The organism is Crassaminicella profunda (genome assembly GCF_019884785.1).
Taxonomy (GTDB): Bacteria; Bacillota; Clostridia; order Peptostreptococcales; family Thermotaleaceae; genus Crassaminicella; species Crassaminicella profunda.
Map to the genome: position 1 here is coordinate 3,066,243 of NZ_CP082326.1, position 12,551 is coordinate 3,078,793.

13 protein-coding genes and 1 riboswitch are annotated in these 12,551 nt (G+C 32.1%); of the genes, 4 read left to right on the top strand and 9 right to left on the bottom strand.

Annotation, left to right across the window (positions count from 1 at the left end; all coding sequences use genetic code 11):
- Positions 1 to 25: 25 nt before the first annotated feature.
- The 3 genes from K7H06_RS14295 to K7H06_RS14305 all read right to left on the bottom strand — a co-directional run bounded on the left by K7H06_RS14295 (position 26) and on the right by K7H06_RS14305 (position 3,074).
- Complete coding sequence (locus tag K7H06_RS14295; RefSeq protein WP_223036712.1) at positions 26 to 661, bottom strand: corrinoid protein; 636 nt, start codon at positions 659 to 661, stop codon at positions 26 to 28.
- A gap of 12 nt (positions 662 to 673) precedes the next feature.
- Positions 674 to 1,969, bottom strand: coding sequence for a hypothetical protein (locus K7H06_RS14300; RefSeq protein WP_223036713.1), 1,296 nt, complete (start codon positions 1,967 to 1,969; stop codon positions 674 to 676).
- A 76-nt stretch (positions 1,970 to 2,045) separates the two neighbouring features.
- Entirely contained in the window at positions 2,046 to 3,074 is a 1,029-nt protein-coding gene (locus tag K7H06_RS14305) for a LacI family DNA-binding transcriptional regulator (protein WP_223036714.1), read from the bottom strand.
- 428 nt (positions 3,075 to 3,502) lie between these two features.
- Here K7H06_RS14305 and K7H06_RS14310 point away from each other — a divergent pair, with 428 nt between their 5' ends.
- Positions 3,503 to 4,450, top strand: a complete 948-nt coding sequence (locus tag K7H06_RS14310; protein ID WP_223036715.1) for a GGDEF domain-containing protein — start codon at positions 3,503 to 3,505, stop codon at positions 4,448 to 4,450.
- Positions 4,451 to 4,551: 101 nt separating this feature from the next.
- On the opposite strand, the gene guaA is transcribed toward K7H06_RS14310, so the two are convergent.
- Positions 4,552 to 6,087: a glutamine-hydrolyzing GMP synthase gene (gene guaA / locus K7H06_RS14315; RefSeq protein ID WP_223036716.1), complete on the bottom strand. Its 1,536-nt coding sequence runs from the start codon at positions 6,085 to 6,087 to the stop codon at positions 4,552 to 4,554.
- A gap of 10 nt (positions 6,088 to 6,097) precedes the next feature.
- Complete coding sequence (gene guaB, locus K7H06_RS14320; RefSeq protein WP_223036717.1) at positions 6,098 to 7,558, bottom strand: IMP dehydrogenase; 1,461 nt, start codon at positions 7,556 to 7,558, stop codon at positions 6,098 to 6,100.
- A 121-nt stretch (positions 7,559 to 7,679) separates the two neighbouring features.
- Positions 7,680 to 7,781: riboswitch (purine riboswitch) on the bottom strand.
- Positions 7,782 to 7,932: 151 nt separating this feature from the next.
- Here guaB and K7H06_RS14325 point away from each other — a divergent pair.
- Entirely contained in the window at positions 7,933 to 8,094 is a 162-nt protein-coding gene (locus K7H06_RS14325; protein WP_223036718.1) for a hypothetical protein, read from the top strand.
- 84 nt (positions 8,095 to 8,178) lie between these two features.
- Here the strand turns inward: K7H06_RS14325 and K7H06_RS14330 are convergent, their stop codons facing one another.
- Positions 8,179 to 8,355: a hypothetical protein gene (locus K7H06_RS14330; RefSeq protein ID WP_223036719.1), complete on the bottom strand. Its 177-nt coding sequence runs from the start codon at positions 8,353 to 8,355 to the stop codon at positions 8,179 to 8,181.
- A gap of 165 nt (positions 8,356 to 8,520) precedes the next feature.
- Here K7H06_RS14330 and K7H06_RS14335 point away from each other — a divergent pair, with 165 nt between their 5' ends.
- On the top strand, positions 8,521 to 8,748 hold the full coding sequence (locus K7H06_RS14335) for a hypothetical protein (protein ID WP_246637537.1): 228 nt from the start codon (positions 8,521 to 8,523) through the stop codon (positions 8,746 to 8,748).
- A gap of 28 nt (positions 8,749 to 8,776) precedes the next feature.
- Positions 8,777 to 9,055, top strand: a complete 279-nt coding sequence (locus K7H06_RS14340; RefSeq protein WP_223036720.1) for a spore coat protein — start codon at positions 8,777 to 8,779, stop codon at positions 9,053 to 9,055.
- Between the two features lie 59 nt (positions 9,056 to 9,114).
- Here the strand turns inward: K7H06_RS14340 and groL are convergent, their stop codons facing one another.
- The 3 genes from groL to K7H06_RS14355 form a co-directional block, all read right to left on the bottom strand.
- On the bottom strand, positions 9,115 to 10,746 hold the full coding sequence (gene groL / locus K7H06_RS14345; RefSeq protein WP_223036721.1) for a chaperonin GroEL: 1,632 nt from the start codon (positions 10,744 to 10,746) through the stop codon (positions 9,115 to 9,117).
- Between the two features lie 34 nt (positions 10,747 to 10,780).
- The gene (gene groES, locus K7H06_RS14350) at positions 10,781 to 11,065 is read right to left on the bottom strand and encodes a co-chaperone GroES (protein ID WP_223036722.1); all 285 of its coding nucleotides are present in this window, start codon (positions 11,063 to 11,065) and stop codon (positions 10,781 to 10,783) included.
- A 345-nt stretch (positions 11,066 to 11,410) separates the two neighbouring features.
- Entirely contained in the window at positions 11,411 to 12,451 is a 1,041-nt protein-coding gene (locus K7H06_RS14355) for a DNA polymerase IV (protein ID WP_223036723.1), read from the bottom strand.
- Between the last annotated feature and the right edge of the window lie 100 nt (positions 12,452 to 12,551).

Genomic DNA, 12,551 nt, shown 5'->3' on the forward strand with positions numbered 1-12,551 from the left:
TTTATCTACATTCCTTTATTATTATTTAAGCAATTAAAACTTCCTTTGCAGCTTCTGCTGCAGTAGCTGCATCAGGAGTATATATGTTTGCTCCTATTTTTTTTGCAAAATCATCCGTTACAGGAGCGCCTCCAATCATAACGATATACTGATCTCTAATCCCTCTATTTTCAAGTTCCTTTATAAGTGCTTCCATATTTAACATGGTTGTGGTTAATAATGCAGACATACAAATAATATTTGCTCCCACTGCTTCTGCTTCATCCACAAACTTTTCTACAGATACATCTACCCCTAAATCAATTACCTCTAGACCTGCTCCTTTCAACATCATTCCCACAATATTTTTACCAATGTCATGCAAATCTCCTTTCACCGTACCAATAACAACCTTTCCTAAGGATACATTTCCTATCTTTACAAGAACAGGTTCTAATATGCTCATTCCTGCGTTCATAGCTCTTGCTGCAATCATTACCTCTGGTACAAATATTTCATTTTCTTTAAAGAGTTTTCCTATCACTTCCATCCCTTTAAGAAGACCTTCTTCTAGTATTATTTTCGGGTCCAACCCTTCATCTAATGCTTGCTGTACTAGTTCTTTTACTTTAGGAGCCATTCCATCCTCTAAATATTCAGCTATTTGTTTTAAAATCATCATTGATTCCTCCTTTTATATTGATTCAATTTCTTCTCTTGCAATTTCCACCCATCTAATTACATTGTTTGGGTTGTTTCCGACCGTATGATTATCCTTCATAATCATTTCTACTATATTATTCTTAGTAATTTTAAGGGCATCTCTAATTTCTTTTCTTACAACATCCTCATTCATTTTAGTTACTGCTAAAGGAGAGGGAGATGGTTTTAAAGAATAAATATATTGATCTGTCAGTTTTTCAGACATTACTTCTTTATTAGCCCAAGGCGATACAGAAACTCTTCGTAAATTGGATACAGATTTTACAATATCAAATCTTTTATCCATAGGCTCACAACATCCATAGCAACTAAGACCAAATCTTTCCATTATTTTTTTCTGATATGGAAAGATAAAGGTTTCAAACATTTTTGGTGAAATCCCTACTGTAATTTGACTTTCTGAAAGCCCCCACATATTTTTCATCATAACTTGTCCATGAAAATCTTTACCAGGAAGCTCATCTGTAAATCCAATACCACCTGACCCTACATAAGTACCATCATTGTTTAAACTAAATAGATTATTTTTTTCTAAAAAGTCTAGTTTTTCCATAGTCCCTTTCATCAATAATTCCATTAGCTGGTGTACTTTTTCAGGATAATCATAAAAATCAAACATCAATTTATCCATTCCTCGAAGTCTAGCATATTCATCTGTAAGTCCAACAGACCAAAACCATATGGTTTCAAGTCTTACTTCTAAAATGCCATCAAAAATTTCATGGGCTATTTCTAATACTTTATTGGTCGTATCATAGTCAATATGAATTTTAGGTTTTGTAATCAAATCTATTTTTTCGTAATCTTCTAAAATAGTCTCAATAGCATAAGCCCCTCCATCTTGTCTATAAGAATAATTCCCAGCTATTTTACTATTAGCTACATTCCAAGGTTTTTCGGTATATACATGAGGAACATTAAAATGTGGCTCTACCACATAATCATCCTTCATCTCATTTCCCCAAAAGATTTGTTTTCTAAGATGACATTCCCAATGTCTTGCAATGCTATTTTTACATTTGATCTGTTCATCTCTTATAATCTCATTCCAACCGTTTTCTGGATCGCAAAATACAAGTGGTCTTGTATTTTCAAGCTTATTATGCTTTGTCCAAAGCTTCTTTTTTTCTTCCATAATAGATTTTCCTGCAATTTCTGCTACTTCCTTAGCAAGCTCTCTTAGAATCCTTTTGTCTTCTTCCATAAAATAAAGATTGGTATAATCTGCTTTATTAAAATTCACTCTCACATTTAAATGTTCAAACATATGAAAACCTCCCTTTCTCTTTTTGCGTGCTCGCACTCGTAAAATTTAAAAATAAAACAAAAGAAAATAATAAATTCTAATGATCTATATTTTCTTTTGTTTTTATTTCAAGCTTTGTATGAACAACTTCACTTGCTGGTTGTTGATTTTTAAAATAATAATCAAATAAAATCTTTATAGGCAAATATCCTTGCATAAAGGGTTCTTGGGTTATTGTAAAATCTATTACTTTTTCCTTTAACAAATCTACCGTTTCAGTAATTTTATCAAAACACACAATTTTTATATCTTTTCTATTCAATTCTTTAAGTGCCTTTCCAACCCCACCTACTCCTATGCCTGTAATGTAGATAGCCTTTATATGAGGATATTTTTTCATCAAATCCATTGTCTTTTGGTATGAAGATTCATTATCTTTTATATTTTTTATGATATCTATTATTTTTATACTGGGGTATTCTTCTTTAATGATTTCTTTAAATCCTTCAACTCTTTCCTGTAAAGCTTTTATTTTTTCAATCCCTGTAATTACTGCCACATCTCCGCCATTAACTAATAACTTTCCAATGAGTTCTCCTGCAATTCGTCCACTTTTTATTAGATTTTGTCCTACAAAACACATTCTTTCTATATCTACTAAATCCGTATTAAAGGTCATTATTTTTATATTTTTTTGGGTAAGCCTTATTAATTCTTTTTTTATACTTTCTTCATTTAATGGAGATAATGCAAGGGCAGATATATTTTGTTCCTCTAATTGTTTAATACATCGTAGTTGTTCATCTACATCTACACTATTCATAAAAATTGTCTCAATCAAAAGGCCAAAGTCTTTTAATTCCTCATAAGCTTTTTGTATACCTTCATAGACTTCATTGAAAAATGGATCCTCTTTACTTAATATAATTACCCCTATTTTTAAAGGATTTTTTTGATAGGCCAATGCTTTTCCAGCTAAATTGGGTTTATATCCCAAATCCTGTGCTATTTTTCTTACCTTTTCTCTAACAGGTTGACTTACCCCTGGTCTATTGTTCAAAACCTTATCTACTGTTCCTCTTGAAACCTTTGCAGCTTCTGCTATTGATTTTATAGTTACTCTCATATTTTTCTCCTTGCGTGCACGTGCTCGTTATTCTTATGTATTCATAATATAACATTGTTTTTCATATTGCAATACAAATTTATAATTTTTTGACAAATTCCAGTTATATTTCATTTCGTCTCAAATAGAAAGGTTACAATATCAAAATGGTATTCGTATAAATGTGTAACCTCGAAAAATAATATGTTAAAATGAGAATAAGAAAGAAAAAGGGTTGGAGGGTTATTATGTTTTCCTTTTATAAAAATCTTTTTCATCCTGTTTTACCTCAACACAAACAGGAGTTTTTTCACAAAAAATTTATGCATAATAATTTGAGCATATTGTGTTTATCAATTTTTTTGACCATAGAGCAGATATATTATGGTTTATATGTGCGAGAATCAGGGAGTCTCCTTCAAAAAATTCATTTTTTTACTGCTATAATTATGTTCATTTATGTTATTACAAGTATATATATACAAACAAAAAAGCCTATTTCTATCTCTCTAATTTATAAAGTTTATGAGATTAGTTTTGGTTTTTATGGTTTTTTAATTGCAATCATGAGAGCTCTACTAGCACAAAATCATATTTTTCCACTGCCTACCATATACATTGCCGTACTTTATGGGTTTGCTGTAATTTTTTACTTTCATCCCTTCAAAAGCTTTTTTATTTATGGAATCAGTAGTTCAATTTTAATTATAGCATTGCCAATATTTCAACCCACTCTTATGAAGAGTAGCTACATACAAGATACTTTGTCTAATAATATGATTGCTTGGATTGCCTCAGTAATTAATTATCGAAAATATGTAAAAGAATTTATGGCTCAAAAAATTATTAACAAAAATAATCAAGAGCTTAAAGAAAAGACCTTTCAAATTCAAAAAATGAATGAACAATTAAAAGAACTTTCAACAAGAGATGGATTAACAAACATTTACAACCGCCGAAAATTAGATGAAGTTTTAGCGTATGAATATAATAGAGCTAACAGGCATTGCAAAGCATTTTCCGTTATTCTATTGGATTTAGATTTATTTAAATCTGTTAATGATACCTATGGACATAATATAGGGGATAAAGTATTAATTGACACAGCTGAAATATTAAAAAATAATATTCGGAGGAGTGATATGGTGGGTAGATGGGGTGGAGAAGAATTTTTGATTGTTTGCCCTAATACTAATATTCATCAAGCATTATGTATATCAGAAAAATTAAGAAAAGAAATTGAAACTCACAAATTTCCTGTTGCAAATAAAAGAACGAGTAGCTTTGGTGTGGCATCTTATCAAAAAGGAGATACCATTGATGATTTAATAAGTAGAGCTGATAAAGGATTATATCAAGCGAAAGAAAATGGAAGAAATAGGGTTGAAATTGTATAGAAAACAGATTCATCAAAAATAGGTAGCTATGATTGTCTAACTTTTAGTTAAAATCATAACTACCTATTTATTTTAAATTCTATATTTCAGTGTTTTAACCCCTACTCCCACTCAATCGTTGAAGGTGGCTTACTTGTTATATCATAAACGATTCTATTTACATGATCTACTTCATTAACAATTCTATTTGAAATTTTCTCAAGTACTTCATAAGGAATTCTCGCCCAGTCACTAGTCATACCATCACTACTTGTTACAGCTCTTAATGCTACTGCATGAGAGTATGTTCTTTCATCTCCCATTACCCCAACACTTTTGATGTTTGGCAACGCTGTGAAGTATTGCCAAATCTCTCTATGAAGATTTGCTTTTCTTATTTCTTCTCTAAAAATAGCATCTGATTCTCTTACGATATGAAGCTTATCCTCTGTGATTTCACCAAGAACTCTGATAGCAAGTCCTGGTCCTGGGAAAGGCTGTCTCCATACTACTTCTTCTGGAATCTCTAATTCTTCTCCAACTTTTCTTACCTCATCTTTAAATAATTGTCTTAGAGGCTCTATTAAAGAAAATTGTATGTCTTCTGGTAGTCCACCTACATTGTGATGACTTTTAATAACAGATGCTGTATCCGTTCCACTTTCAATAACATCTGGGTAAACTGTTCCTTGTACAAGATAATCAATTTGTCCAATTTTTGAAGATTCTTCTTCGAATACACGAATAAATTCTTCTCCAATAATTTTTCTCTTTGTTTCAGGATCTGTTACTCCTTTTAGTTTTCCTAAGAATCTTTCTTGAGCATTCACTCTTATTAAATTCATATGGAACTTTTCTTTAAAAAGTTGTTCTACTTGATCTCCTTCGTTCTTTCTAAGAAGTCCATGATCTACAAAGATACAAGTTAATTGATCCCCTATTGCTTTATGTACCATTACTGCTGCAACAGATGAATCTACTCCTCCTGATAATGCACATAGTACCTTTTTATCTCCAACTTTTTCTCTGATTTCTTTAATACTTTGATTTGTGAAATCATGCATATCCCAATCTCCACTGCATCCACATACTTCATATAGGAAGTTCTTGATCATTTCTCTTCCCTTTTCAGAATGCTCTACCTCTGGATGGAATTGAACTGCATATAATTTTTTTTCAGCATTTCTCATGGCTGCTACTGGACAATGGTCTGTGATAGCTGTAACTTCAAAACCTTCTGGTGCTACTTCTATATAATCCGTATGACTCATCCAGCCCTTTGAATTATTCTCAATATCTACAAATATACCTTCTTTGTTCTTTATGTTTAATTCAACTCTTCCGTATTCACGAGTCTTAGCTTTGGTTACTTTTCCCCCAAATAAATGAGCCATTAACTGTCCACCATAGCAAATTCCTAAAACTGGAATTCCTAGTTCAAATATTTCTTTTCCAATTGTAGGGGATTTTTCAGCATATACACTAGCAGGTCCACCAGTAAAAATAATTCCCTTTGGATTTTTTTCTTTTATTTTTTCTAAAGGTGTCTTATAAGAAACAACTTCGCAATATACATTTTGTTCCCTTACACGTCTTGCAATTAACTCCTTATATTGCCCACCAAAATCTATCACAAGTACTAATTCATGGCTTTTCATAACGTCCTCCTTAGTCTCTTACACTATAATTTGGTGCTTCTTTTGTAATACTAATATCATGTGGATGACTTTCTTTAAGAGAAGCAGCAGTGATTTTTATAAATTTACCATTCTCAACCATATCCTTTATAGTTGGTGTTCCGCAATAACCCATTCCGGCTCTTAGTCCTCCAACCATTTGATATACAATATCCTTTAATCTTCCTCTATAAGGTACCATTCCTTCTACGCCTTCAGGTACAAACTTCTTTGCATTCTCTTGGAAATATCGATCCTTACTTCCAGCAGCCATGGCACTCATAGAACCCATACCTCTATAAGTTTTAAAGTTTCTTCCTTTATAGATAACAGTTTCTCCTGGACTTTCTTCTGTTCCAGCAAATAATGAACCCAACATACAGATCTCAGCTCCAGCAGCAATAGCCTTTGGAATATCTCCTGAATATTTAATTCCACCATCTGCTATAACTGGAATATCATACTTCTTAGCAGCACATGCACAATCATAAACTGCTGTAATTTGAGGTACACCAATTCCTGCAACTACCCTTGTTGTACAAATAGATCCAGGTCCTATTCCAACCTTTACAGCATCTGCCCCAGCAAGGATTAATTCTTCTGTAGCCTCACCAGTTGCCACATTTCCTGCTATCAATTGTACCTCAGGGAAAGCTTCTTTAATTTTCTTTACCGCCTCTAGAACCCCTTGAGAATGACCATGAGCCGTATCAACTACAATTACATCAACACCTGCTTTAATCAAAGCTTGTGCTCTTTCCATCATATCTCCTGTAATACCGATTGCAGCACCTACAAGTAATCTTCCTCTTAGATCCTTTGCTGAATTTGGATATTGGATAGCTTTTTCAATATCTTTTATTGTAATTAATCCCTTTAAATATCCTTCATCATCTACAATTGGAAGCTTTTCTATTTTTCTGCTCTTTAAGATCTTTTCTGCTTCTTCCATACAGATGCCTTCTTTTGCCGTAACTAAATTTTCTTTCGTCATAGCATCTTCAATTTTTTTGTTTACATCATTTTCGAATCTTATATCTCTATTTGTAAGAATTCCTACTAATTTTTTATGCTCATCTACAATAGGAACACCTGATATATGATATCTTTCCATTAATTCTAATGCATCTGCAATCACATGCTCTGGTGATAAGTAAAAAGGATCTACAATTACACCGTGCTCACTTCTTTTTACTTTATCTACCTCTAGCGCTTGTGCTTCAATAGACATATTCTTATGAATAATACCAATTCCACCTTCTCTAGCCATAGCAATAGCTAGCTTTGCTTCTGTTACTGTATCCATTCCTGCACTCATTAGAGGAATATTTAGTTTTATCTTTTTTGTAAGTCTTGTTCTCGTATCTACATCTCTTGGTAATACGCTAGATTTTTGTGGCACTAATAATACATCATCAAAGGTTAACCCTTCTTTTGCAAATTTCCCTTCCATAAGACCCTTCCTTTCTATCATTATGTTCTTTCATTATATTTTTTCCAATGTATACAAAAAAATCCATGCATTATTTCAAGAGTGAAATTATTACATAGATTATCGACAAAACCATTTTCTGGTTTATAATAATTCCACTCATAGTCAGATCATTTACGGTGACCTTGTAGAAACACCCAAGCCATATTCTTGAATATATATGAGAGGTACCAATATTTATATTTCTCTATAAAGTATCAAATATTCAACATCCTGTCAATATAGATTGAGGGAAATTAACATATTCGGAATATTCCAACGTATGGCTTTCGTTGATTATTTGGTATATAATGTATATGCTTCAATATATTTCATTTCTGAAAGGAGTGTATTTTATGATGTCTGGTATGCCAAGTATATTTGTCCTCATCTATTTAGGTTTTATGATTTACATGATTTATCTTTTCCATACATTAGCCATTTCTAATAAACAGATTGCTCAATCTCTGGAAAAGTTAGTTGAAAAAATTGATCAAATAAATCCAAAAAAAGAATAGACTTGTTATTTCCTATTTTATCTAATTTTTCTTCTTTATTCAACAAAATTATATAAAAAGCAGTGAAGTGTTTTTACAATCACTTCACTGCTTTTTATCATTTTCTAATTGATTTTCTAAGTCATCTGGTGGAATAGCTCCTGTATCCTCTCCATAAAGAACATTTTCTGGCATTTGATTTAATATTTTAGTATTTGTTGCTGTATCTTTCGATTTTTTTCTATGAAATCCTTTAAAAACTTTATTAATAAAACCATTCATGCATGGATCCTCCTAAAATATTATTTATGATTATTCTTAGTTTTTCCCATTTGTTCATCTTTATGTATTCTCACATATTTTTTACATGCTATATCTTTTATCTTAAATTCAAATAATAATTTCGTAAGCCTATTAATAAACCTTTTAAAAGGAGGAATATGGATTATGGCAATGAACAATCAAACTACTACTAATACGAAGCCTCAATTGGATGCATCAAATTTAAAGGTCTTAGAAGACCAATTAAACTATGAATGTATGCTCAACAAAAAATTCAGCCAATATGCTGAATATTGTACAGACACACAACTTAAAAATGTTTGTCAGCAAGGTGCTCAAAAACACAATCAAAACTATACAGACCTATTAAATTATCTAAATTCTCATCAATAATCAAACCATAATAAAGGAGGATTCTTTCATGGCACATCAAGCAAGTTTTACTGAAAAGGAATTAATGAATGACTTATTAATGTCTGAAAAACAAGTTGCTTCTGCTTATACTACAGGGATCACAGAAAGTTCTTGTACAAATTTAAGAAACGTCTTAATGCAATGTGAGCATAATGTCCTATGCAATCAAGAATCAGTTTTTCAAGCCATGAATCAAAGAGGTTGGTATGCAGTAAAAAAAGCTGCTAGTCAAGACGTACAAAGTGCAAAGGGTAAATTCAATCAAATGCAGCATGAATTAAGATAAATTTTAATAAAAAAGAGAGGATAGCTTTTATGCTATCCTCTCTCATTGATTGTACTTGATTACATCATTCCTGGCATTCCGCCACCCATTGGAGGCATTGCAGGACCAGCATTTTCTTCTTTTATATCTGCAACAGCAGCTTCAGTTGTTAAAAGCATTGCAGATACAGAAGCAGCATTTTGAAGTGCTGAACGAGTTACTTTTGTTGGGTCAACAATACCTGCTTCCATCATATTTACATATTTTTCGTTAAGTGCATCAAATCCTACACCCACTTCACTATTTCTAACCTTTTCTACGATAACAGAACCTTCAAGTCCTGCATTAGCAGCGATTTGTCTAACTGGTTCTTCAAGAGCACGTCTAATAATGATTGCACCAGTTTTTTCATCTCCATGTAATGTTTCTACTAGCTTTTCTACAGGGATAATCGCATTGATTAGTGCTGTACCACCACCTGCAACAATACCTTCTTCTACAGCAGCTCTTGTTGCGTTTAATGCATCTTCAATTCTTAATTTTCTTTCTTTTAATTCAGTTTCAGTAGCTGCACCTACTTCGATTACTGCAACACCACCAGAAAGCTTTGCAAGTCTTTCTTGTAATTTTTCTTTATCAAAATCAGAAGTTGTTTCTTCTATTTGCATTTTGATTTGTCTAACACGATCTTGAATCCCTTGTTTTTCTCCTGCACCATCGACAATTGTTGTATTTTCTTTATCGATCTTAACAGAATTTGCACGACCTAGCATATCTAAAGTAGTTTCTTTTAAGTCTAATCCTAATTCTTCAGAAATTACTGTCCCACCTGTTAGGATTGCAATATCTTGAAGCATTGCTTTTCTTCTATCTCCGAACCCTGGAGCTTTTACAGCAACACACTCAAAAGTTCCTCTTAATTTATTTACAACGATTGTAGCTAATGCTTCTCCTTCAAGATCTTCAGCAATGATTAATAGCTTTTTACCTTGTTGTACGATTTGCTCAAGTACCGGAAGAATTTCTTGAATATTTGTAATTTTCTTATCTGTAATTAAGATATATGGATTGTCTAGTAATGCTTCCATTTTCTCAGCATCTGTTACCATATATGGAGATAAATATCCTCTATCAAATTGCATACCTTCTACTACGTCTAAAGTAGTTCCCATTGATTTTGATTCTTCAACTGTGATAACCCCGTCTTTTCCTACTTTTTCCATAGCTTCTGCAATTAAGCTACCGATTGTTTCATCTGCTGCAGAGATAGATGCAACTTGTGCAATAGCTTCTTTGCTTTCTATTGTTTTAGAAATATTTTTAATCTCTTCTACTGCAACATCTACAGATTTTTGAATACCTTTTTTAAGAATCATTGGATTCGCACCTGCAGCAACATTTTTAAGTCCTTCTCTAATAATAGCTTGCGCTAATAATGTAGCTGTAGTTGTACCGTCTCCAGCAACATCATTTGTCTTAGTTGCTACTTCTTTTACAAGTTGTGCACCCATATTTTCATAAGCATCTTCTAATTCGATTTCACGAGCAATAGTCACCCCATCATTTGTGATCAGTGGTGAACCAAACTTTTTATCTAAAATAACATTTCTTCCTTTTGGTCCTAATGTTACTTTTACAGTATCCGCTAATTGATTCACACCAGCTTCTAATTTGCGGCGTGCATCTTCACAAAATTTAATTTCCTTTGCCATTACTAACCCCTCCTAATTATGTAATCGATTTTTATTACTCAACAACTGCTAAAATATCATTTTGTCTTAAAATGGTATACTCAACACCTTCATATTTCACTTCTGTTCCTGCATATTTAGAGAAAATTACTCTTTCTCCTACTTTCACTTCCATTTGCACTTCTTTTCCATCTACCATTCCACCTGGTCCTACAGCTACAACTTCAGCCATTTGTGGTTGTTCCTTTGCTTGTGTTGGAAGAACTATACCGCTTTTTGTCTTTTCTTCTGCTTCAAGTTTCTTAATTACTACTCTGTCACCTAATGGTTTAATATTCATGAGTAACCCTCCTTGACTATATTTAAATTATAATTCTTTTATTTTTGTTAGCACTCACTAAGGTTGAGTGCTAATTATAATGTATTATATCTATATCTATTAATCAAATCCTATTTTACCATATTTTAAAGCCACATTCCCTATTTTATTCATCTATCCAAAATTTTATTCCACTTTTTCAAGAAATCTATGTATTTCTTTTATTTTCTCGTGTTTTCTTCTTATAGATAAATATATTCTAAAAATAAACACATTTTCAAGATAGATAAAGCTATTTTCTCTACTCATAACATCAACAAATTTCTAAAATGTTATACTTTCCTAATAAATAAAAAATTAATCATACTATAAAAAGGATAACTGCTCTGTTTTCTGATCAGAAAAATTTGATACAGTTAGCCCAATCAATCTTATGGCTTTATTCATTTTCACTTCATCTAAAATATCCGAAGCAATATTGTATATTTCTTCACTTGAATAAATATACTCATGAATGGTTCTACTTTTTGTATGATTTTCAAAGTCTGAAGTTTTCATCTTGACTGTAATCGTTTTTGCTAATACTTTTTTCATCCCCATTATATTTGAAATTTCTTTTGAAAATTGTTTCAAATATTCTCTTAAACAATCCCTATCCTGTGTATCTTCTTTGAATGTTGTCTCTCGTCCTATTGATTTTCTTTCTCTTCTAGGTTCTACCCCTCTATAGTCTATACCTCTAATTCGGTCATATATTTCAAGTCCTTGCTTTCCATGATAGTCCATCAAGTACGCCTTTGGAAGTTTCAGTAAATCTTCTATTGTAAATATTCCTATATTATTTAATTTTTTAGCAGACTTTTTCCCTATTCCATATACGGCTCTAATAGGTAGGGGTTTTAAAATATCTGGTAGCATCTCCTTTTTAATCACCTTTAATCCATCAGGTTTATTCCAATCAGAAGCCAATTTAGCTAAAAATTTATTGTAAGAAATACCTATCGATAAAGTTAACCCTGTTCTTTTCATTACTTCCTCTTTTATATAATTAGCTATTATCGTAGGCTTTTTATCTAAATCTGTAACATCTAAGTATGCTTCATCTATAGATAAAGGTTCTACACGATCAGTCACTTCATAAAATATTGTGAAAACTTCCCTAGATACTTCTTTATATCTCTTCATCCTTACTGGCAAAAATATGCCATGGGGACATTTTTTTTTAGCCATAAATCCAGGCATAGCAGAACTGACACCATATTTTCTCGCCTCATATGAACAGGTACATACAACCCCTCTATTACTTTGTCCACCCACAATCACAGGCTTACCCTTAAGCTCTGGATGATCCCGTTGCTCCACAGAAGCAAAAAAAGCATCTAAATCTACATGTATAATATTCCTCAAAGATATAGTCACCTCATCTTACTAATCGTTATTTCTATCATTAACGAAGTATGATAATACTATTTTACATGAAAGTGTTTTTGAATGATACCTTTTAATA